A 22,453-nucleotide genomic window follows, 5' to 3' on the forward strand; every position below is an offset into this window, starting at 1 on the left:
GCTCCGCCGTCAGTCGAGGTGAAACTTCTCGAGCTGCCGGTGCTCGGCGCGGATGTAGCGGACGGTGCCGGTGACGGAGCGCATCACGACGGTCTCAGTCTCGATCACGCCGTCCTTGCGGAACTTGACGCCGGAGAGCAGCGAGCCGGTGGTCACGCCAGTCGCCGCGAACAGGCAGTCGCCGCGCGCCATGTCCTCGATGCCATAGATCATCTTGGGATCGTTGACGCCCATCTTGGCCGCCCGCTCCCGCTTCTCGTCGGTGTCGAGGATCAGGCGGCACTGCATCTGACCGCCGATGCAGCGCAGCGCCACCGCCGCCAGCACGCCTTCCGGCGCGCCACCGGTGCCCATATACATGTCGACGCCGGTGTCCTCAGGCGTCGCGGTGTGAATGACGCCGGCAACGTCGCCATCGGTGATCAGGCGGACCGCGGCGCCGGTCGAGCGCACGCCCTGGATGATGTCGGCATGGCGCGGACGGTCGAGCACCAGCACGGTGATCGCGCCGGGCTCGACGCCCTTGGCCTTGGCGAGACGACGGACGTTGTCGGCCGGGCTGGCATCGATGTCGACGACGCCCTTGGCGTAACCCGGACCGACCGCGATCTTCTGCATGTAGACGTCGGGCGCATGCAGCAAGGTGCCGCCATCGGCCATCGCCATGGTCGCGATCGCGCCGGGCATGTTCTTGGCGCAGAGGGTGGTGCCCTCGAGAGGGTCGACCGCGATATCGACCTTCGGGCCGGCGTTGAGGCCGACCTTCTCGCCGATGTAGAGCATCGGGGCCTCGTCGCGCTCGCCCTCGCCGATCACCACGGTGCCTTCGATCGGCAGCTTGTTGAGCTCGCGGCGCATGGCGTCGACCGCCGCCTGGTCGGCCGGCTTCTCCTGGCCGTGGCCCCGCAGCCTTGCCGCCGACACCGCCGCGCGCTCGGTCACGCGCACCAGCTCCAGGGTCAGGATGCGCTCGAGCAACAGCTGTTGCGGGACGGAAATCTGCGTCGACATCGGTCAACTCCTCAAGACGTCAAGGCGGCTCAGCGCCATCAAATTCTACCAGCCGGAGGCCGCCATCGGGGGCGGCTCACGGTGCAGCGGAATGGCCCGGATGGCCGCTCCTCACCGCGCGATTCCACCGGTTTGAGCATGAACCTAACCCAAACGCCACGCGTTTGTTTAAGCAGGGACAACCGGTTCCCTGGGCATCCCAGGTTAATTCTTCTCGATCCGGATCACCTGCGGCTTGCCGCTGATGACCTTGTCGCGCTGCACGGCCTGGAGCGCCTTGTGCACAGCGTCCTCATGCGTCGCGTAGGTGATCAGGATCACCGGCACGGGACCGCCCTTGGCGCCCGCCTTCAGCGGCTCGCTGCCAGGGGGATGACGCTGCACGATCGACTCGATCGAGATCTTCTGCTCGGCCAGCCGGGTCGCGATCGTCGCCGCGGTGCCGGCATGATCGCGCGCCATCAAGCGGATGTAGTAGCCGCCCTCGTGCCGCTCCATCGGCGCCTTCTCGGTCGCCTGCAGCTTCTCGACCGGACGCCCGAATGGCGCCGAGCGGATGCCGCGCGCGACGTCGGCGATATCGGCCACGACGGCGGACGCGGTGGCCGCGCCCCCTGCTCCCGGCCCGACCAGGGTGATCGGCGGAATGCCCTCGCCGTCGATCGTGACCGCATTGGTCACGCCCATCACCTGGGCGATCGACGAGGATTTCGGCACCATGGTCGGATGCACCCGCTGCTCGATGCCCTTGGCGGTGCGCATCGCGACCCCGAGCAGCTTGACGCGGTAGCCGAGCTCATCGGCGGCCTTGAGATCCTCAGGCGCGATCGAGGAGATGCCTTCCACATAGATGGATTTCTCGGCCACCTGGGTGCCGAAGGCGAGGCTCGCCAGGATCGCGAGCTTCTGCGCGGTATCATGGCCATGGATGTCGAACGACGGATCGGCTTCGGCATAGCCGAGCCGCTGCGCGTCCTTCAGGCACTCGTCGAACGACAGACCCTCCTGCTCCATGCGGGTCAGGATGTAGTTGCAGGTGCCGTTGAGGATGCCATAGACGCGACTGACGCCGGTCCCCGCGAGGCCTTCGCGCAAGGTCTTGATGACCGGAATCGCAGCGCCGACGGCGGCCTCGAAGTTCAGCGCACCGCCGGACTTCTCGGCAGCCTTGGCGAGCTTCAGGCCGTGCTTGGCGATCAGCGCCTTGTTGGCCGTGACCACCGACTTGCCGGCCTTCAGAGCGGTGTCGATCGCCGACAGTGCCGGATCGCCGGATCCGCCCATCAGCTCAACGAAGCAGTCGACCTCTGGATCGCTGGCCAGCGCCAGCGGATCCCTAGCCCATTTGATGCCCGTGAGGTCGACGGCGCGCTTCTTCTTCGAGCGCGCCGTCACGGCAACCACCTTCACAGGACGTCCCGTCCGTTCGGTGAGCACGCGCCCCTGCTGCTCGATCAGACGAACGACCTCGGCACCCACGGTGCCGAGGCCCGCGATGCCCACTCTCAGGGGTGCGACCATGGAATCAACGAACCTGCAGCAAGGAAACGGGAAGACTCAGCGCCGGTTGGCGAGAGGCACCACGTTGTGCAACGTTTCGATGCCGCTTTCAAGGAAGCGGCGGACGCCGCGGGCGGCCTGCCGGATACGCTGCTCGTTCTCGACCATGGCGATGCGGACATAGCCTTCGCCGTGCTCGCCGAAGCCGACACCGGGCGAGACCGCGACGCCGCACTTCTCCACCATGAGGGTGGCGAACTGCATGCTGCCGAGGCTCTTGAACTTCTCCGGGAGCGGCGTCCAGGCGAACATCGAAGCCTCCGGCGACGGGATCTCCCAGCCGGCCCGGCCGAACGATTCGACCAGCGTATCCCGACGCTTGCGGTAGACGTCGCGCATTTCGCGAATGCAGTCGTCGGGACCGTTGAGCGCTGCGGTGGCCGCGACTTGCACCGGCGTGAACGCCCCGTAGTCGAGATACGACTTCACCCGCGCCAGCGCCGCGATGATGCGCTCATTGCCGACCGCAAAGCCCATGCGCCAGCCGGCCATCGAGTAGGTCTTCGACATCGAGGTAAACTCGACCGCGACATCCATCGCGCCCGGCACCTGCAGCACCGACGGGGGCGGGTTGTTGTCGTCGAAATAGACCTCGGCATAAGCGAGGTCCGACAGGATCAGGATCTCGTGCTTTTTCGCGAATGCGACGAGGTCGCGATAGAAATCGAGGCTCGCGACATAGGCGGTCGGGTTGCTCGGATAGCAGACGATCAGCGCCAGCGGCTTCGGGATCGAGTGAATGATGGCCCGCTCGGCCGCCTCGAAGAACTGCGGCGTCGGCTCGGCCGGCACCGAGCGGATGACGCCGCCCGCCATCAGGAAGCCGAAGGCGTGGATCGGATAGCTCGGGTTCGGGCACAGGATCACGTCGCCCGGCGCGGTGATCGCCTGCGCGACGTTGGCAAAGCCTTCCTTGGAGCCGAGCGTCGCCACGATCTGGGTGTCGGGATTGAGCTTCACGCCGAAGCGGCGGTCGTAATAGGCCGCCTGCGCGCGGCGGAGGCCAACGATGCCGCGGGACGCCGAGTAGCGGTCGGTGCGCGGCTTGCCCAAGGTCTCTTTGAGCTTCTCCAGCACATGCGCCGGCGCCGGCAGGTCCGGATTGCCCATGCCGAGGTCGATGATATCGGCCCCGGCGTTCCGCGCGGCCGCCTTGGCCCGGTTGACCTGCTCGAACACGTAAGGCGGCAGACGGCGGATGCGATAGAAATCTTCCATGGGTCTCTCGGCTCCGGCAACCGGGGGCGGATTCGCCAGCTCGGCTGGCGCTGCGACGCCGCAGCCCTGAAACCCGTGCTAGAACATAAGCTTAGCACGGCCATACGGCCTGGCTGGCGGCGACACGCAAGGGTGCGGTTGATTCCGGTGTTTTATCATGGACGCCGCGCCGCGCCAGACAATTACGTCAGGGGGATCGGGCTGAAGCGCTTACCGGTCCCTGGTGCCGGACGCAGCCGAGGCTTGGCGGTCGCGCGCGGCCGTAAGCTCCTTTTCGATCCTGGCGCGCTCTTCCGGCGAGATCGTCGGCGTTCCGCGATCGCGCGGGACGTCGTTCACGGGGAGATAGCCGGCGGGCTCCTTCGGGTGCGCGGCGGCGTCGGCGTCGAGGGACGGCATGTCGACGATCGAGCTGGAGCAGCCGGCCAGCGCCAGGCTGCTGCACAGCACGACGGCCGCTACCGCGGCACGCGCCCACATCCTCTCGCCTTGCCCCGCCGTCCTCACACCAAAGTCCCCACCGACCCAACCAACCCCAAATCGCAGTGCGGCACATTTTGCCGCAGCACAACCAATTGTCACCCGAAACGTTACACGGTTGAACAGGAATTTCGTCCCGTATGCGAGCGCATTGTGTCTGAAGCGAGCGTCTTTTTCGCAATGCAACACGCAGAAATCGAATTAACTGCAAACTCGCGGATTGTTGATCTCGCGCGGTGACGAGCGGCTTCCGAAGCGATAGTGTGATCAGGCCATGACCGACGTTTCGAACAACACCACCCAATCAACAAAAACATTCGACGCCGAAGCCTTCGCGACGAACATCGCGAGAGCAATGGAGACCAGCGGCAAGGCGCTCGCGGCGTATCTGAAGCCGCGCGAAACCGGCGAGGTTCAGGACCGGCCGCCGACCGAGCTCGCCGAGGTCGTCAAGTCGTTCACCGCCGTGGCCGACTACTGGCTGTCCGACAAGGATCGCGCCAGCGACATCCAGACCAAGATCGCCAAGGGCTATCTCGACCTTTGGGGCTCGGCCTCACGGCGGCTGGCCGGAGAGCAGGCGCCACCGACGATTTCGCCGTCGCCGCGCGACAAGCGTTTTGCCGATCCGGAATGGAAATCGAACCAGTTCTACGACTTCGTCATGCAGGCCTATCTGCTGACGACGCAGTGGGCGCAGGACCTCGTGCACAATGCCGAGGGCCTCGATCCGCATACGCGCAAGAAGGCCGAGTTTTACGTCAACCAGATCACCAATGCGCTTGCGCCGTCGAACTTCGTGCTGACCAATCCGGAAGTGCTGCGGCAGACGGTGGCGTCGAGCGGCGACAATCTCGTGCGCGGCATGCAGATGCTCGCCGAGGACATCGAGGCCGGCAAGGGCACGCTGAAGATCCGCCAGTCCGATCCGGCCAATCTCGAGGTCGGCGTCAACATGGCAACGACGCCAGGCAAGGTGATCTTCCAGAACGAGATGATGCAGCTGATCCAGTACGCGCCGACGACGGAGAACGTGCTGCGTACGCCGCTCCTGATCGTGCCGCCCTGGATCAACAAGTTCTACATCCTCGATCTCAGGCCGGAAAAATCCTTCATCAAATGGTGCGTCGATCAGGGCCTCACCGTGTTCGTGATCTCCTGGGTCAATCCCGACAAATCGTTGGGGACCAAGACCTGGGAAGACTACATGAAGGAAGGCCCGCTCACCGCGATGGACGTCATCGAGAAGGTGACGGGCGAGATGAAGGTGCATACGATGGGCTATTGCGTCGGCGGCACCATGCTGGCGACGACCTTGGCTTGGCTCGCGGACAAGCGTCGCCAGCGCGTGACCTCGGCGACGTTCCTGGCAGCCCAAGTCGACTTCACCCATGCGGGCGATCTCCTGGTGTTCGTCGACGAGACCCAGATCTCGGCGCTCGAGCGCGACATGCAGGCCTCGGGCGTGCTCGAAGGCAGCAAGATGGCGATGGCCTTCAACATGCTCAGGTCGAACGACCTGATCTGGTCCTATGTCGTGAACAACTACCTCAAGGGCCAGCCGCCGCAGGCGTTCGACCTGCTGCACTGGAACTCGGACGCGACGCGGATGTCGGCCGCGAACCATTCCTATTACTTGCGCAACTGCTATCTCGAGAACCGGCTGACCTCGGGCACGATGGTGCTCGACAACGCCCTGCTCGATCTCTCCAAGGTGAAAGTGCCGGTCTACAACCTCGCCACCCGCGAGGACCATATCGCGCCGGCCGACTCCGTGCTGTACGGCTCGCAGTTCTTCGGCGGCCCCGTGAAGTATGTGCTGTCGGGCTCCGGCCACATCGCCGGCGTCGTCAATCCGCCCTCGTCCGGCAAGTACCAGTACTGGACCAACGACCAGATCCGCGACATCTCGCTGAAGGACTGGATGAAGGGCGCCGAGGAGCACAAAGGCTCGTGGTGGCCGGACTGGCGCGCCTGGTTGAGCGAGCTCGATCCGGAGCAAGTTCCCGCGCGCAGCATCGGCAGCGAGGCCTATCCACCGCTCGAGGATGCGCCGGGCTCCTATGTCCGCGTCCGCGCATAGCGTGATCAACCGCGATTGACTATAACCGCTCCGTCCCGCCGGGACGGGACGGAATCAGTTGAGGGGATCTCGATGACGCGCGAACTGTTCTGGCTGACGCTGACGGTCATTCTGACCGGCCTGCTGTGGGTTCCCTACATCCTGAACCGCTGCCAGGTCCGCGGCCTCACCGGCGCCATGGCCAACCCCTCCCGCAACGACAAGCCCCACTCGGCCTGGGCGAACCGGCTGATGTTCGCCCACGACAACGCCGTCGAGAACCTCGTCATTTTCGCGCCGCTGGTGCTGATCCTCAATTCGATCGACTACTCGACCAAATGGACCGTGCTGGCCTGCGCCGTCTATTTCTGGTCGCGCGTCGCCCACGTCATCGTCTATGCGATCGGCCTGCCCGTGTTCCGGACGCTCGCCTTCGTCGTCGGCTTCGTCGCGCAGGCGGTGCTGGCACTGGCGATCTTCGGCTGGCTGTAAGCCGGCTTTAAGGCAGATTGTCCCGCAGGAAGATGTCGATGCGGATGCGCTCCTGATCGGGGCTGATCGGCTCGCCCGAGCAATGCGCAAGCAAGACGCGCGCTGCCGAGCGCGCCTCGTGGCCCGGATCCTGGTTGATGATGGCGTCCAGCGTGCCGCGGACCAGGAAGCGCCGGGTGTGCTGGGTCAGCTCATGCGTGATCCACACCACCTCGCGCGCCCGCCCCGACGCCTCCAGCGCATCGGCAATGCCACGGTTGCCGGCGCCGCAGCAATAGATGCCGCGGAGGTCGGCGTGGCGGGCGAGCAGCTCCGCCGTCAGCTCCCGCGTGCGCTCGCTGTCGTCGCGGCCCTCGAGCACCGGTAGCGCCCGCAGGTTCGGATACTCGCTCGACAGGATCTGGTTGAAGCCGAACTGCCGCTCGGCATGATCGCGCAGCGACAGTGAGCCGGCGATGACCGCGACGGTCCCCTCCTGGCCGCCGAGATAGCGCCCCATCAGGGTGGCCGCGGTTCGTCCCGCCGCGGGATTGTCGATGCCGACGTAGTGCAGGCGGCGCGAGCTCGGCGCGTCCGACACCAGCGTCACGACAGCAACGCCACGCGCGGTGAGCTCGTCAATGGCGGCACGGACTCGCGGATGGTCAAGCGCAATCACTGCGACGCCGTGATAGGCCGGCGACAGCGTCTCCAGCGCACTCGCCAGCACGTCGGGATCGAACACGTCGACATGGAGAATGTCGATGAAGCCGCGCTGGCCGGCCAGCCAGTCGGCAGTCTGTCGGACCTGCTCGGACAGATGGGTCATGAAACTGTTGCCGCCGGTCGGCAGCACGAAGGCGAAGCGGAAGCTCTGGCCGCGCGCGAGCCGCGCGGCGGCGATATCGGCGCGGTAGCCGAGCTTCGCCACCGCGGCCTCGACGCGCGCCACCGTCTTCGCCCGCACACCCTCGCGCCGATTGATGACGCGGTCGACAGTTGCGAGCGAAACGCCGGCCGTCCGCGCGACGTCTTCGAGCGTGGCGCGGACTGGCATTGGCGTTGCGTCAGGAGTCACTCGCGGGCCGCCCATAGCATGCCACGCGTCATGAGCGTGCGGATTTCCGGCACGTCGAGTTCATAGGCGCGGTGACCCAGCGAAGAATAGAATACCCTGCCCTCGCCGTACCGCTTCTTCCAGACCACGGGCATCACGACACCCTCGATCCAGGGAGCGTGCTCGCCGCTGAACGTCGTGGTCGCCAACACCTCGTTGGCCGGGTCGACATGCATGTAATACTGCTCGGACCGATGCTCGAAACTCTTCAGTCCCTTCATGATGGGATCGTCCGGCCTGGTCAAGTCGACCCGGTAGTCAATGATATTGCCGGGATGCGCGACCCATTGCCCGCCGCACATGAACTGGTAGTCCACCGAATCGCGGAAGGCATCGCCCATGCCGCCGTGATGGCCGGCGAGACCGACGCCGCTGCGCACCGCCACGCAAAGGTTGAGCGCCTCAGCTTTCTCGATCTTCGACATCGTATAGATCGGGATGATCAGCGAGAGATCGTGGATCGCGGGATCCGCAAACGCGGCCGTCGTGGTCTCGATTCGGACGTCGAAGCCTTCGGCCTTGAGCCAGCCCCGGATCATCGAGGCACAGAGATCGGGATCGTGTCCCGGCCAGCCGCCCCATACAATCATTGCCTTGCGCATGTCTCTGTCCTCAGTCGATCTGTCCGGTGTCGCGTCCCGCCGGCAGCATCGCCGGCCGCTCGACGCGGCTTTCAATTTTGACGCGGCGGCCTTCGTTGGCGGAGGTCTGGAATGCCTCCATCACCTCCAGCACGTGAAAGGCCAGCGCGCCGCTGGCGCGATGCGGCCGGTCGTTCAGGATCGCGGTGGCCATATCGGCGACGCCGATCGAGCGGAATTCGCCATCGACATGCCCGTGCGTCAGCTGCATCGTCTCCCAGTCGCCGCCGGTCTTGGCGACCTGCACCTCGCCGCCGAACCGGTTGGGGTCCGGCACCAGCATGCTGCCCTGGTCGCCATAGATCTCGATCGGCGCATGCCGATGCTTCGGGACATCGAAGCTCATCGTCACCGATACCACCGCCCCGCTCTCGAACTCGAGCGTGCCGGAGACATGCGTCGCGACCTCCACCGGGATCAGCGTGCCGTTCATCGGCTGGCTGGTGACGAGACGCTCCGCCCGCGGACGCGCGGTCGACCCCATCACACTCGCGACGGGACCGAGCAGCTGCACGAGATCGGTGATGTAGTACGGCCCCATGTCGAGCATCGGGCCGCCGCCGCGTAGGTAGTAGAAGCCCGGCGCCGGATGCCAGCGCTCATGTCCCGGACAGCCGAAGAAGACGCTGCCGGCGACCGGCGTGCCGATTGCGCCGTCGTCGATCAGCTTGCGCGCCGTCTGGTGCCCGCCGCCGAGAAACGTGTCCGGCGCGCAGCCGACGCGCAAATTCTTCTGCGCGGCCAGCTCCATCACCTTGCGCGCTTCGGCGACATCGATGCCAAGCGGCTTCTCCGAATGAACGTGCTTGCCCGCATTCAGCACCGCGAGACTCACGTCGGTATGCGCCAGCGGCACGGTGAGATTGATGACGATTTCGATGTCGTCGCGCTTGAGCAGTTGGTCGACCCGCATGCCCGGCAGGCCGAAGGCGGCGCCCTGGCGCTCGGCCGCCTCGCTGCGCATGTCCGCGAGCGCCTTGATGTCGAGGACCGGGAACCGCTGCGCCGCCTTCAGATAAGCGGTACTGATGTTGCCGCATCCGATGATGCCGATGCCGACGCGTCTCATTGCATTCTCCGTGAGGTCTGTTTCATCCCTTGACCGCGCCCGATGTCAGGCCGGCCACGATGTGCTTCTGCGCCAGGAGGAACAGGATGATGGTGGGCAGAATGGTCAGGGTGATGAAGGCGAGGATCAGGTGCCACTCGGACGAGTATTCGCCCTGATAGACCATGATGCCGAGCGGCCAGGGATACAGCGCATCGGTGTTGAGCATCACCAGCGGCAGCAGATAGGCGTTCCAGCTGTTGACAAAAGTGATGGTGCCGACCGTCGCCAGGATCGGCCGCGACAGCGGCAAGGTCACGTAGCGGAAGAATTTGACATAGCTGCAGCCATCGACCAGCGCGGCTTCGAGCAGCTCGTAGGGGATGTCCTTGAAGAACCGGCGCAGCAGCAGCACGCTCATCGCCAGACTGAAGGCGACCTGCGGCAGCGCCACGCCGAAATAGGTATCCAGCAGACCGAGATCACGCACCTTGATGAACAGCGGCAGCACGGCAGTCGCTGCCGGGAACAGCAGGCCGAGCGTCAGATAGCTCAGCAGCATCGAGCTGCCGAAGAACCGGACGTGAGCGAAGGTGAACGCCGCCATCGACGCGACGATCAGGGTCAGGATCACCGTGAGCGTGGAGATGATCAGCGAGTTGCGCAGCAGCTGCCAATAGCGGCCGGAGAACAGGATGTCGGCATAGTTCTGCCACTCCCAGTGTTGCGGCAGGCCGAACGGATTGACGCGCAATTCGCCTAGAGATTTGAAGCCGCCGAAGAACGTCGCGAGCAGCGGCACCAGCACGAAGATGGCGACGAGTGTCAGGAACGCCGCCTTGAACAGCACGGCCGGATCGAACGGCTCTCGGGTGGTCTCTGCCCTATTCATCGCGCATGAACCATCGCTTGTAGGTGAAGGCAAAGGTCACGCAGATCACGAACAGGATGACGCCGATGGCGCTGCCGTAACCGACGCGCATGCGCGAGATGCCGTTGTTGTAGAGGAAGCTCACCATCGTGTTCGAGGAGTCCGCTGGCCCGCCGCGCGTCAGCGGCATCACCAGGTCGAACAGTTGCAGCGAGCCGATGATGGCGAAGAAGACGGAGAGCCGAATGGTCGGGTAGAGCAACGGGATGACGACATGGCGCAGGCTCTGCGTCCGCGTTGCGCCGTCGATCCGGGCGGCCTCGATCAGGCTCTTGTCGATGCTCTGAAGGGCTGCGATGAACAGCATCATGTGGAAGCCGAAATACTTCCAGACGATCACGATCAGAACGGCCAGCATCGCCGTGTCGGTCGAGGCAAGGAGATGCGGCGGCTCGGCGCCGAAGCTGCGCCAGATCGAGGCGACGAGGCCGTAGTCGCCGTCATAGACGAAGCTGAAGATCAGCCCGGTCGCGATCTCCGCGAGAATGTAGGGCATGAAGAACAGCATGCGCAGCGCCACCGCGCCGCGGAACCGCTCCGCGAGCATCAGGGCCAGCGTCAGCGCCAGCGGGAGCTGCACGCACAGCGAGACCGCGATGATCAGGCCGTTGTTGCGCAGCGCGAGCCAGAACGCGCGCGTCTCCAGCACGAAGCGGTAGTTGTCGAAGCCGATCCAGTTGGTCGGCCTGCCGAACCCGTTCCAGTTGAAGCCGGAATACCAGGCGGCCTCGCCGATCGGCAGCACCACGAACAGCGTGAACAGCAGCAGCGCCGGCGGCAGGAACAGGATGATGACCGTGAAACGGCCATCCCAGCTGGGGCCGCGGCTGGCGTGCGCGGCCACCGGCGGCCGCGCGACCTGCAGCGACGACGTACTCGCGATCGGACGCGCCACGTCAGTTGCCCTGCTTGCGCGCCGCTTCGATCGCCTTCGCCGCGTCCTGCGGGCTCATGCTGCCGCCGGCGATCTCCGAGCTGACGTCATTGACGACGCGGCCGACCGACGGTCCGAGACTCTGATCGTAGAAGTTCTGGTGATAGTTCGACTTCGCCAGATTGGCCGCGATCTGCTTCATGAAGGCGTTGGTGAGGCCGGAATCGGCGCCCTGCACCACCGGAATGATGAAGTTGCCGGCCGCAAGCCGTGTCTGCACGTCCTTGGAGATGAAGTATTTCAGGAAGTCCGTCGCTTCCTTCGGCGAGCCTTTGGTGACGAGCCAGCCGGTGATGCCGCCGAGCGTATCGGTCGGTGCACCCTTGCCGCCGGCAACCGTCGGGAAATCGAACCAGCAGATCTTGTCCTCGCTCAAGCCCACCTTATCGGCCGCGAGCGCGCGCTGAAGATTGTAGACCGAGCTGATCGCCAGCGTCATCGCGGCCTTGCCGTCGCCGAAATAGCCAACTGCCTGCGGGTTCTTGAAGCCGAGGAAGCCGTTCTGGAACGGCTGGAGATCGACCAGTTGCTTGAACAGCTCTCCGGACTTCACAAAGGTGTCGGCGGCAAAGCCGCCATTCTCGCCGCGCAGTGCCGCCTCGAACGCTGTCTTACCGCCGAGGCGGACCGCGAGATGCGTCCAGTAGAAGTGCAGCGGCCATTTGTCGGCACCGCCAACCACGATCGGGGTCACGCCCGCAGCCTTCAGGTTCTTCACGGCTCCCAGCAGATCGTCCCAAGTTTTGATCGCGGCGGGATCGACCTTGGCCTTGGCCATCAGCTCCCTGTTACAGACGAAGCCGACCTGCGAGAGCGAGATCGGCAGCCCGTACACGTGGCCATTGTCGGTGAAGGCGGCGAGCGCGGCCGGGGTGATGCTGTCGCTATAGCCCTTCACCTGATCGCTGATGTCCTCCAGCACGCCGGCCTCGATCTGCGCCTTCAGCACGCCGCCGGCCCAGCTATAGATGATGTTCGGCCGATCTTTCGATTGCAGGATCGTCGGCAGCTTCGCCTTGTAGGCCTCGTTCTCGAGGAACTGCATCTCGATCTTGGTGCCCGGATGCGACGCCTCGTAGGCGCGCGCCACCTCCTCCCATATCTTCACCTGAGCCGGATTGACCTCGATGTGCAGCCATTTGACGGTGGTCTCGGCGACAGCGGCAGTGCCTGCAACCAGACATGCGACAGCCGTGAGTGCCAGCTTCGCGAGCAGTCTCATCAGAATCCTCCCAACCGTTTTCTTTGTTGAGGTAATCCTGTCCTCAATTCCTGAGGTGCGCAACTAAAATTCTGACCTGACCACCTCACTGAGAAAGACATTTGCAAGCGCAGCAGAATTGCTGCGGCGCACGAACGCTCTCGCGAATCACTCCGATCTCGCAAGCAGCATTCGGTGCAATGACAACAAGTCTGATGGCGGCAGATCGCGCGGACCCACGCGATGGCGTCCAGCTGCAGCGCGAGCCAGCGCCCGACTCGCTCAGCGAGCCGGAGCAGTCGACACTCAGCCGTCGAGGGCGTCGATCAGCGTCTCATCCACCAGAGCACGCAGACTGAAATCGTCCTTCAGCCGCGTGCGTCCGTACCAATCGAGCAAGGTGACCTCCTTGCCGAGATAGCGCTGCATCGCCAGGCCGAACAACGGATGATCCTTGTTGGCGATCGCGAAGCTTTTGCGATCAAGATCACGGTCGCGCTGATAGATGGCCTCGATCTCATCCAGGAAACCGGCGAGCATGCCCTTCAACCGCGCCTCGACCTCATCTACCGCGGCCAGATCAATACCAGCTTCTGCCAAATGGCCCTTGACGTCATCGAGCTCTTCGTTGAGCGCGAGCCAGGCGATATCGCGCTCGCGCAGGAACGAGAGGCTGCGATGGATGCGCAGGTACCAGGGGCACTTGACCTTGACCATGTCGCCACTGGCGAACTGGATGACATAGCCTTCCCTGCCCTCCATCTCGGTGAGCGAGTCGATGGCGGCCGAAAGCGACAGCCCGTCGAACCGATGCACCAGCGGAACGCGATAGCTGGCGATGAGGTCATGGACGGAGTGACCGCCATCGAGCATCACATATTGGCCGGTGACGTTGTCGCGCACATGCAGCAGGCGCAGCTCGGGCTGCTCCTGCGCAACGACGATCCGCGCATCAGGGTGCGTGAGCTCGAAGATCGCCGTCATGCCACCGCTCGCGACCTCCTTGGCGAAGGCGCTGATGCGGGCATGCGCCGGCTGGTCCATGAGCTGCGTCGCCAGACGGACGACGTCGGAGTTGAATGACTTCTTCGACCGCCACTTCAACTGATCATCGACCCAGGCGGTCGCGACCATGCTGCCGTCGAGCTTGTCGTAGATCGCGACGATATCGTCGCGCGACAGCAGCCGGTCCGGGGCCAGCCATTCCTTTTCGCCGACATTGAAGAACTTGTGCAGCGGCCGCGACACGATGTGGCCGGCGCGATCGAACGCGATGCCGCGGCACTCCAGCGCCTCCGGGGAATCGAAGGTCTTGGAGTCCATGAACAGATAACAGCCGAGCGTGATGCCGTTGGGCTGGGAGAGGAAACGGATCTCCTTCTTCCCGGCGACCGCGGGCTCGACATCGGAAATATGCCGGATGGTCTTGAACATCTCTGACGTTCCACACTCAGTTTCAATCGGACGCGAAGCTCGTTCTACGTGCAGCGAGCTTTGAAATTGGCCGCCGTCAGCTTTGCCATCACATCATTAAGATGGGCCTGATCGCGCGTCTCGATCACCAGTTCCAGCAGGGTTGCCTTGGCCGGCAGGTCCGAGAACGTGCGCTGATGCGACACCTCGATGATGTTGGCGCCGGCGTCTGCGAGCAGGGTCGAGACGGCGGCGAGCTGTCCCGGGCGGTCGACGATGTCGATCGACAGCTGCGTCAGACGACCCTCGCGCGCGAGCTCGCGGGTCAGCACCGAGGCAATGAGGCGGGTGTCGATGTTGCCGCCGCTCAGCACCAGACCGACATTGCGCCCGGCAAACTGAGCGGGATGCGCGAGCACCGCGGCCAGCCCGACGGCGCCGGCACCTTCGACGACCGTCTTCTCGATCGAGATCAAGGTGGCCAGCGCCCGCTCGATCTGCGGTTCGGTCACGAGCAGGATGTCGTCGACCAGGTGGCGGATGATCTCGGTGGTGATCCGGCCCGGCGACTTCACCGCGATGCCCTCGGCCAGCGTATCGCCGCGCATCGGCAGGCCGCTGCTGTTGATCGCGTTGAACATCGACGGATAAAGCTCGGCCTGCACGCCGACGATGCGCAGGCCCGGTTTGATCGCGCGCGCCGCCACGGCCATGCCCGAGATCAGCCCGCCGCCGCCGATCGGCACGACCAGCGTGTCGAGCTCGGGGACGACAGCCAGCATCTCCAGCGCGACCGTGCCCTGCCCCGCGATGATCAGCGGATCGTCGTAGGGGTGAATCATGGTCATGCCGTGAGCTGCGCCGTGCTCCCTGGCGAAGGCGCCCGCCTCCTCCAACGTGGCACCGGATATGACGACCTCGGCGCCGTGCCGCTTGGTGTTCTCGATCTTCACCATCGGCGTGCCCACGGGCATCACGATGGTCGCGGGGATGCCGAGGCGGCGCGCATTGTAGGCGACGCCCTGCGCATGGTTGCCGGCCGACATCGCGATGACGCCACGCTCTCTCTGCTGAGCCGACAGCGCATTGAGCCGGTTCAGCGCGCCGCGCTCCTTGAACGAGGAGGTGAACTGCAGGTTCTCGAATTTGAGCCAGATGTTGCAGCCGCAGATCTCGCCGAGCGTCCGGCTCTGGTTGCAGGCGGTCGCAAGCACGGCGCCGCCGATGGTGTCCACGGCGGCGCGGACATCGTTCACGGTGACGGGCAGCGCGTTCAGGTCAGAGGCGGTCATGGATCAGCCCAGCTTTGCGTGCGACGGTGCACGGCGAGGCCGACGGGTGGTCGGTCTCGCAAGATGTCGTTGCGTATCACGCCGGCCGCTCGCGCGGCCGGGTCGATCGATCTCAGCCGAGATCGGGGAGCCCGAGCATCAGCCGCATGTTCTGCACGGCTGCGCCCGAGGCGCCCTTGCCGAGATTGTCGAGCCGCGCCACCAGAACGGCCTGATGATGCCTGTCGCTGGCGAATACGTGCAGCTCGAGCTGATTGGTCTCGTTGAGCGCCTCGGGCTCGAGCTTGCCGCTCTTGGCAGCCGCCCCGTCGAGCGGCATGACCGAGACGTATTTGCTGTCAGCATAATGCTTCGCCAACGCCGCGTGCAGGTCTGAACCCGCGGGCTTGCCAGGAAGCGTGTCGAGTTGCAGCGGCACCGAGACCAGCATGCCCTGCCGGTAGTTTCCGACCGAGGGAATGAAGATCGGCCGCCGCGTCAGCCGCGAATATAGCTGCAGCTCCGGCAGGTGCTTGTGCTCCAAGCCGAGACCATAAAGCTCGAAATGCGGCGCCGTGCCGGCCTCGTAGGCCGCGATCATGGTCTTGCCGCCTCCGGAATAGCCGCTGACGGCGTTCACCGTGATGGGATAGTCCTGCGGCAGCAGGCCGGCATCGACGAGCGGCCGCAGCAGCGCGATGCCACCGGTCGGATAGCAGCCGGGATTGGAAACCTTGCGCGCATTGCGGATCTTGTCGGCCTGGTCGGCGGCGAGCTCGGGAAAGCCATAGGCCCAGTCCGGCGCGACCCGATAGGCGGTCGACGCGTCCAGCACCTTCGGTGCCGATGAGCCCATGCCGTCGATCAACGCGACCGTCTCCTTCGCGGCATCATCGGGCAGACAGAGGATCACGAGATCGACCTCGGCCATCAGCGCCCGCTTGGCGGCGGGATCCTTCCGCTTGTCCTCGGCAATCGCCTTCACGACGATGTCGTTCTGATGCGCGAGCCGCTCGGCAATGCCAAGTCCTGTCGTGCCCGAGCCGCCGTCGACGAACACGGAGCGGGTCGCGGTGCCGGTGGCAGTGTGAGCTTTCGGCGGATTGCTATCGATCACGGACATGACACGCTCCTTAGGTCTGGGGTTCACCGGCAAAGGCCTGGGGCCGCGCCTGCCGCATGAGAGAGGAAATCTGTTGCGAGCCGATGTCGGGCTGCTCACCGAGCCTTGTTGCAACGGCTGCGTAGTCGGCCTCGGACTTGTGCTGGTTGAGCTTGAAGCTGCCCTCGACCGCGTCGATCGTCATCACGATGCCGACGATCGCCTTGCGCATCGCCTCCAGCCGGCCCGCGGTCATCTTGTCGGAGGTCCAGGGCTTTTTCGGCAGCAGCCGCTGCTCGAACTTGGCGCTGAGCGTGTCGGCCTGCGCCGCAAGCTCCGCGTCCGACAACAGCCGCGCCGTGCCGGTCAGATGGACAGCCTGATAGAGCCAGGTCGGCACCTGGTCCGGAGAGACGTACCAGTCAGCCGAGACATAGGCATCAGCGCCATTGACGGCGAGCAGCCACGGCGTCGCGCCGTCGGCGAGCTTCGCCAGGGGATTGTTGCGGGCGACGTGAAAGAACGCCTGCGGCGTGCCGTCGTTCAGCGCCCCCAGGTGAAACGGCAGCGGTGACGCGATCGGCTTGCTGCCGTCCCATGCGCAGACCGTGCCGAAGCCGCGCGCATCCGCAAAGCCGAGGCTTGCGGCGCGGTCTGGCTTGAAGGGCGGTGGCGTGTACATCGGTCACTCCTGCTGGACGAAGGAGCCGCCTGATCGATCACGCTGCAAGGGGAAGAATTGCCGCGGGATCGGGTCCGGCGGCAAGGGGGATGATCTAGACGCAGACCATCGCCCGTACCGCGGGGGTACGACGGCGCATGGCGGCGATGAAAATGGTCGCGGCGTTGATCATGGGCGCAGGGCTATAAGGCCGCGGGGTTCCTGCGTCAAGGTCGCAACTCGCCGAGGCCAGCGTCAGACGGCGCGCCAGAGCCATTCCATGATGCGGCCGATGATGTCACCGAACAGCAGCAGCACCGCCGACCACACCAGCGCCGAGACGAAATTGGCGATCTGGAACATCATGTAGGGCATCTCGAAGATGCCGGCCGCCAGCGGTACCGAGGCGCGCAGCGGCCCGAAGAACCGGCCGATGAAGATGCTCGGCACGCCCCAGTCGCGCACGAACGCCTCGCCGCGCGGCAGCAGTTCCGGATAGCGCGACAGCGGCCACATCTGGGCGACGCGGTCCTTGTAGCGGTAGCCGAACCAGTAGGAGACCCAGTCGCCGAGCGCGGCGCCAATGCCGCCGGCCAGCCACACCGGCCAGAAGCTGATGCCGGTGGCGCCGATCAGGGCGCCGATCGCCACCAGAGCGCCCCAGGCCGGAATCAGCAGCGAGATGAAGGCCAGGGACTCGCCAAAGGCCAGCAGCAGGACGACGGGAGCAGCCCAGGCCTGATGGTCGCGCACGAAATCGGCAACCGCGCGGCCAAAATCTTCCATCTGCTCGACGCCTTTCCTGCGACCCGGCTGTAAGTGCTTGAAGCCCTTCGCGGTTCCCTGCCGCCGACTGGTACGCCACGGAGCGGGGCAACTTCAAGTCACAACAACCGGCTGCGGCGCGTGAACAAGCGGGAGCGGAATGATCAAATGCTGCCGTTTGCTGCAGTTCCGCTTCAAGGCGGTGTTTCCAGGATCATTGTCTTATGCCGGTCCATGGCATAGTCAGGCGCAACGATTCGTTCCATATCGCGCAAGCGCAACATCAAGATTCCATGGGTAAGCCGTTGAAATCAGCTGCAAAAGCCAAGGCCAAGGGCGTCGCCGACCCGCTGGCGGCGTTCGCCGCCAAGGGCAAGGCCCCGACCAAGCCCCAGGCCAAGCCAGCCGCCCGCGCGGGCGGCTCCGAGGGCGAGTACACCGCCCGCGACATCGAGGTGCTCGAAGGCCTGGAGCCGGTGCGGCGCCGCCCCGGCATGTATATCGGCGGCACCGACGAGAAGGCGCTGCACCATCTGTTCGCCGAGGTCATCGACAACTCGATGGACGAGGCGCTGGCCGGCCACGCCACCTTCATCGAGGTCGAGCTCGACGCCGAGGGCTTCCTGACCGTCACTGACAACGGCCGCGGCATTCCGATCGACCCGCATCCGAAGTTCCCGAAGAAGTCGGCGCTCGAAATCATCATGTGCACCTTGCACGCCGGCGGCAAGTTCGACTCCAAGGTCTACGAGACCTCGGGCGGCCTGCACGGCGTCGGCATCTCGGTGGTGAACGCGCTGTCGACGCGGCTCGAGGTCGAGGTCGCGCGCAACCAGAAGCTCTACCGCATGATCTTCGAGCGCGGCCATCCCAAGGGCAAGCTCGAGGAGGTCGGCAAGGCCCCCAACCGCCGCGGCACCAGGGTGCGCTTCCAGCCGGATCCGACCATCTTCGGGGCCAAGGCCACCTTCAAGCCGCAGCGCCTGTTCAAGATGGCGCGCTCCAAGGCCTATCTGTTCGGCGGCGTCGAGATCCGCTGGAAGTGCGATCCGTCGCTGCTCAAGGGCATCGAGGACGTCCAGCCCGAGGCGACCTTCCATTTCCCCGGCGGCCTGAAGGACTATCTCGCGGCGGCGATTCACGCCGACACGCTGGTCCATCCGGACATCTTCGCCGGCAAGTCCGGCCGCACCGGAGGCCATGGCGGCTGCGAATGGGCGGTCGCCTGGACGGCCGATGCCGACGGCTTCTTGTCGTCCTACTGCAACACGATTCCGACGCCGGACGGCGGCACGCACGAATCCGGCATCCGCAGCGCCCTGCTCCGCGGCCTCAAGGATCACGCCGAGCGTGTCGGCCAGGGCAAGCGCTCGGCCAACATCACCTCCGAGGACATCATGGCGGGCGCTGCCATCATGCTCTCGGTGTTCGTGCGCGAGCCGGAATTCCAGGGCCAGACCAAGGACCGTCTGGCCACCGCCGAAGCGCAGCGTATCGTCGAGCAGGCGGTCAAGGATCCGTTCGATCACTGGCTGTCGGGCAATCCGGTGCAGGCGAACAGGCTGCTCGACTTCGTCGTCGAGCGCGCCGAGGAGCGCATCCGCCGCCGCCAGGAGAAGGAAACGGCGCGCAAGACCGCGACCAAGAAGCTGCGCCTGCCCGGCAAGCTCGCCGACTGCACCGACGCGGGCACCGAAGGCTCCGAGCTGTTCATCGTCGAGGGCGATTCGGCCGGCGGCAGCGCCAAGCAGGCGCGCGACCGCAAGAAGCAGGCGGTGCTGCCGCTGCGCGGCAAGATCCTCAACGTCGCCTCGGCCGGCAAGGACAAGCTGACCGCCAACGCCCAGCTCGCCGATCTGGTGATGGCGATCGGCGCCGGCACTGGCACGTCGTATCGCGAAGAGGATCTGCGCTACCAGCGCATCATCATCATGACCGACGCCGACGTCGACGGCGCCCATATCGCTTCGCTCTTGATCACCTTCTTCTATCGGCAGATGCCGCGGCTGATCGACGAGGGCCATCTGTACCTCGCCGTGCCGCCGCTCTACCGGCTGACGCATGGCAGCAAGACGTTCTACGCCCGCGACGACGCCCATCGCGACGAGCTGCTGAAGCGCGAGTTCAACGCCAACGCCAAGGTCGAGATCGGCCGCTTCAAAGGCCTCGGCGAGATGATGCCGGCGCAGCTCAAGGAGACCACGATGGATCCGGCCAAGCGGACGATGCTCCGGGTCGTCCTGCTCGCCGACGATCGCGACGGCACGGCCGACTCGGTCGAGCGGCTGATGGGGACCAAGGCGGAGGCGCGCTTCGCGTTCATTTCGGAAAAGGCCGAATTCGCCAGCGACGAACTGCTCGACGTCTAGCTTTTGACCCGAATTCGCGCCCCAATTGCAGGTTCCATGCGCTCGCGTGGGCCTGCTTTTGTTTTTGATCAACAAAGGCTTACGGAAATGATGGCGGTCCCGCACCGCACTTTCCCCCCTACTGTGGTCAACCGGCAACAGCTTTTGGGCACCAATCGGCTATAGTTCAGGCACATCAGGCGAGTGAATCGCCGCCACCTTCCGGTCTTTGCGACCCGCCGATCTCTTGGGGAATTGAATATGAAAAAGCTTTTGCTTGCAGCGACCGCGGTGATGGCCCTGACCGGTGCGGCTTCGGCTGCTGATCTGGCCGCCCGCCCCTACGCCAAGGCCCCGATGATGGCGCCGGTGGCTCCGAGCTGGACCGGCTTCTACATCTTCGGTGGTGCTGGCGGCGGCCTCTGGAATGCCGACAGCAACGTCAACACGGTTGGTGGCCTCGCGATCACGCGCGATCAGCGCCTCGGTGGCAACGGCTGGTTCGGCACGGTTGGCGCCGGTTACGACTGGCAGTTCAATAGCTCGTGGCTGGCCGGCGTGTTCGCCGACGGTCAGTTCGGTGACATCCGTGGTTCGCTGACGGATCCGAACTTCGCCCTCGAAGGACGCGAAAAGCTCCGCACCAGCTACGCGGCCGGTGTCCGCGTCGGCTACCTCGTCGCTCCGAACGTTCTCTCTTACGTCAACGGCGGCTACACCGGCTCGGAGTGGTCGGGTGCTGGTCTGTCGACCCTGGCTGCGGGCGGTGGCGCTGTCGTTGCGAACACGCCTTCGTTCCATCGCGACGGCTGGTTCATCGGCGGCGGCGTCGAGAACAACCTGAACATCTTCGGCATCACCGCGCCGGGCTGGTTCATGAAGACCGAATATCGCTCGGCCTATTACGGCCGTGTCACTCTCCCGGAGACGGCGGTCGGCGCTGCTGCCCCGTTCCAGACCGTGACCTTCAAGCCGTGGGTGCAGACCATCAGCACCTCGCTGGTCTATCGCTTCAACTGGACCGGCCCGGTCGCCAAGTACTGAGCGGTCCCCGCTCTGGTCAGATCGAACTCTCTACGAAAGCCCCGGTCACTCCGGGGCTTTTTGTTGTGGCCCGCGACCCGCTGGCCATTCGTCGCGTCCACCGCTAGCTTCCGCTTCATAAAACTTCACAAAAAAGGCGGCAGCGGCGTCTCCCATGCGGTCACGCCAGTCGACGAGGGAGAGCAAACGGCCATGCGGAGATTCCTGATGATCGGCGGCCTGCTTCTGCTCGCCGTCGGCCTGTTCTGGGTTGGTCAAGGCACCGGCGTGGTGGCCTGGCCCCGGACGAGCTTCATGATCAACCAGCTGCAATGGGCCGGCTATGGCGTCGGCATGGGCGCGCTGGGCCTGGTGATGCTCTGGCAGGGTACCTGCTGACCTCTTTTGCAAATTGTTGGAGACGATAAATGGCGGGCCGTTTCGACCTGAGGGGCAAAGTTGCGATCGTGACCGGAGGCAATGGCGGAATCGGCCTGGGCATGGCCCGCGGCCTCGCCGATTCGGGCGCTGACATCGCCGTGGTCGGCCGCAACGAGGCCAAGTCGCAGGCGGCAGTGGCCGATCTCGCGGCCCGCGGCGTCCGCGCCATCGCGGTCGCGGCCGACGTCAGCAACAAGGACGCTGTCGCTGCGATGGTCGATCGCGTCGTGGGCAGCCTCGGCCGAATCGACATCCTCATCAACAATGCCGGCATGAGCATCCGCAAGCCGCCACACGTGCTCGAGCTGGACGAATGGCGCGAGGTGATCGACACCAATCTCACCAGCGCCTTCCTGTGCTCGAAGGCCGCCTACCCGGCTCTCAAGGCCAATGGCGGCGGCAAGATCATCAATATCGGCTCGATGCTGTCGATCTTCGGCGCCGGCTTCGCGCCGGCCTATGCCGCCAGCAAAGGCGGCATCGTGCAGTACACGCGCGCCTGCGCCTGTGCCTGGGCGCCCGACAACATCCAGGTCAATGCGATTCTGCCGGGCTGGATCGACACCGACCTGACGCGTGCCGCCCGCCAGCAGATCGACGGGCTCCACGACCGGGTGCTGGCGCGCACGCCGGCCGCGCGCTGGGGCGACATCGACGATTTCGCCGGCATCGCAACCTTCCTGAGCTCGCCCGCCTCGGACTTCGTTACCGGCACCGCGATTCCCGTCGACGGCGGCTATTCGATCATGGCCTGA

General features: G+C 65.1%; 21 protein-coding genes. 6 read left to right on the top strand and 15 right to left on the bottom strand.

The genetic code is table 11. From position 1 onward, the window contains the following. Positions 1 to 9 precede the first annotated feature (9 nt). The 4 genes from glpX to BRAD285_RS16720 all read right to left on the bottom strand — a co-directional run bounded on the left by glpX (position 10) and on the right by BRAD285_RS16720 (position 4,269). Positions 10 to 1,011 (bottom strand): class II fructose-bisphosphatase, encoded by a 1,002-nt coding sequence (glpX, locus tag BRAD285_RS16705; protein WP_006614788.1) that lies wholly within the window; start codon positions 1,009 to 1,011, stop codon positions 10 to 12. 204 nt (positions 1,012 to 1,215) lie between these two features. Beyond that, entirely contained in the window at positions 1,216 to 2,532 is a 1,317-nt protein-coding gene (locus BRAD285_RS16710; protein ID WP_006614789.1) for a homoserine dehydrogenase, read from the bottom strand. Between the two features lie 36 nt (positions 2,533 to 2,568). Then, entirely contained in the window at positions 2,569 to 3,789 is a 1,221-nt protein-coding gene (locus BRAD285_RS16715; protein WP_006614790.1) for an LL-diaminopimelate aminotransferase, read from the bottom strand. A gap of 210 nt (positions 3,790 to 3,999) precedes the next feature. Then, complete coding sequence (locus tag BRAD285_RS16720; RefSeq protein ID WP_035648452.1) at positions 4,000 to 4,269, bottom strand: hypothetical protein; 270 nt, start codon at positions 4,267 to 4,269, stop codon at positions 4,000 to 4,002. A gap of 274 nt (positions 4,270 to 4,543) precedes the next feature. Here BRAD285_RS16720 and BRAD285_RS16725 point away from each other — a divergent pair, with 274 nt between their 5' ends. After that, positions 4,544 to 6,352, top strand: coding sequence for an alpha/beta hydrolase (locus BRAD285_RS16725; protein WP_006614792.1), 1,809 nt, complete (start codon positions 4,544 to 4,546; stop codon positions 6,350 to 6,352). A 72-nt stretch (positions 6,353 to 6,424) separates the two neighbouring features. Next, positions 6,425 to 6,823: an MAPEG family protein gene (locus BRAD285_RS16730; RefSeq protein WP_006614793.1), complete on the top strand. Its 399-nt coding sequence runs from the start codon at positions 6,425 to 6,427 to the stop codon at positions 6,821 to 6,823. A gap of 7 nt (positions 6,824 to 6,830) precedes the next feature. Here BRAD285_RS16730 and BRAD285_RS16735 read toward each other — a convergent pair whose 3' ends face one another. The 11 genes from BRAD285_RS16735 to BRAD285_RS16785 all read right to left on the bottom strand — a co-directional run bounded on the left by BRAD285_RS16735 (position 6,831) and on the right by BRAD285_RS16785 (position 17,907). Continuing rightward, positions 6,831 to 7,880, bottom strand: a complete 1,050-nt coding sequence (locus tag BRAD285_RS16735) for a LacI family DNA-binding transcriptional regulator (RefSeq protein ID WP_006614794.1) — start codon at positions 7,878 to 7,880, stop codon at positions 6,831 to 6,833. Continuing rightward, positions 7,877 to 8,521 carry a ThuA domain-containing protein gene (locus BRAD285_RS16740; RefSeq protein ID WP_006614795.1) on the bottom strand — a complete coding sequence of 215 codons (645 nt, stop codon included), beginning with the start codon at positions 8,519 to 8,521 and terminating at the stop codon, positions 7,877 to 7,879. The genes BRAD285_RS16735 and BRAD285_RS16740 overlap by 4 nt, the downstream gene beginning before the upstream one ends. 10 nt (positions 8,522 to 8,531) lie before the next feature. Next, positions 8,532 to 9,629, bottom strand: coding sequence for a Gfo/Idh/MocA family protein (locus BRAD285_RS16745; RefSeq protein WP_006614796.1), 1,098 nt, complete (start codon positions 9,627 to 9,629; stop codon positions 8,532 to 8,534). A 22-nt stretch (positions 9,630 to 9,651) separates the two neighbouring features. Then, positions 9,652 to 10,500 (bottom strand): carbohydrate ABC transporter permease, encoded by an 849-nt coding sequence (locus BRAD285_RS16750; protein WP_006614797.1) that lies wholly within the window; start codon positions 10,498 to 10,500, stop codon positions 9,652 to 9,654. Next, the gene (locus tag BRAD285_RS16755) at positions 10,493 to 11,434 is read right to left on the bottom strand and encodes a carbohydrate ABC transporter permease (RefSeq protein ID WP_006614798.1); all 942 of its coding nucleotides are present in this window, start codon (positions 11,432 to 11,434) and stop codon (positions 10,493 to 10,495) included. Before BRAD285_RS16755 ends, BRAD285_RS16750 begins: the two co-directional genes overlap by 8 nt. Position 11,435: 1 nt before the next feature. Continuing rightward, the gene (locus tag BRAD285_RS16760) at positions 11,436 to 12,695 is read right to left on the bottom strand and encodes an extracellular solute-binding protein (RefSeq protein WP_006614799.1); all 1,260 of its coding nucleotides are present in this window, start codon (positions 12,693 to 12,695) and stop codon (positions 11,436 to 11,438) included. Positions 12,696 to 12,980: 285 nt separating this feature from the next. Next, positions 12,981 to 14,108, bottom strand: a complete 1,128-nt coding sequence (locus BRAD285_RS16765; protein ID WP_006614800.1) for an RNA ligase — start codon at positions 14,106 to 14,108, stop codon at positions 12,981 to 12,983. 44 nt (positions 14,109 to 14,152) lie between these two features. Continuing rightward, a complete protein-coding gene (locus BRAD285_RS16770) occupies positions 14,153 to 15,379 on the bottom strand; it encodes a threonine ammonia-lyase (protein WP_006614801.1) in 1,227 nt (408 codons plus the stop codon). 112 nt (positions 15,380 to 15,491) lie between these two features. Continuing rightward, the gene (argC, locus tag BRAD285_RS16775; RefSeq protein WP_006614802.1) at positions 15,492 to 16,481 is read right to left on the bottom strand and encodes an N-acetyl-gamma-glutamyl-phosphate reductase; all 990 of its coding nucleotides are present in this window, start codon (positions 16,479 to 16,481) and stop codon (positions 15,492 to 15,494) included. A 10-nt stretch (positions 16,482 to 16,491) separates the two neighbouring features. Further along, positions 16,492 to 17,142 carry an FMN-binding negative transcriptional regulator gene (locus tag BRAD285_RS16780; RefSeq protein ID WP_006614803.1) on the bottom strand — a complete coding sequence of 217 codons (651 nt, stop codon included), beginning with the start codon at positions 17,140 to 17,142 and terminating at the stop codon, positions 16,492 to 16,494. Between the two features lie 234 nt (positions 17,143 to 17,376). Next, a complete protein-coding gene (locus BRAD285_RS16785; protein WP_006614804.1) occupies positions 17,377 to 17,907 on the bottom strand; it encodes a DedA family protein in 531 nt (176 codons plus the stop codon). 272 nt (positions 17,908 to 18,179) lie between these two features. Between BRAD285_RS16785 and parE the strand changes: the two genes are divergently transcribed. The 4 genes from parE (at position 18,180) to BRAD285_RS16805 (ending at position 22,453) form a co-directional block, all read left to right on the top strand. Beyond that, a complete protein-coding gene (gene parE, locus BRAD285_RS16790; RefSeq protein WP_006614805.1) occupies positions 18,180 to 20,255 on the top strand; it encodes a DNA topoisomerase IV subunit B in 2,076 nt (691 codons plus the stop codon). Between the two features lie 240 nt (positions 20,256 to 20,495). Continuing rightward, on the top strand, positions 20,496 to 21,278 hold the full coding sequence (locus BRAD285_RS16795; RefSeq protein ID WP_006614806.1) for an outer membrane protein: 783 nt from the start codon (positions 20,496 to 20,498) through the stop codon (positions 21,276 to 21,278). A 192-nt stretch (positions 21,279 to 21,470) separates the two neighbouring features. After that, positions 21,471 to 21,656, top strand: coding sequence for a hypothetical protein (locus BRAD285_RS16800; protein ID WP_006614807.1), 186 nt, complete (start codon positions 21,471 to 21,473; stop codon positions 21,654 to 21,656). A gap of 29 nt (positions 21,657 to 21,685) precedes the next feature. Continuing rightward, entirely contained in the window at positions 21,686 to 22,453 is a 768-nt protein-coding gene (locus BRAD285_RS16805; protein ID WP_006614808.1) for an SDR family NAD(P)-dependent oxidoreductase, read from the top strand.

The organism is Bradyrhizobium sp. ORS 285 (genome assembly GCF_900176205.1).
Taxonomy (GTDB): Bacteria; Pseudomonadota; Alphaproteobacteria; order Rhizobiales; family Xanthobacteraceae; genus Bradyrhizobium.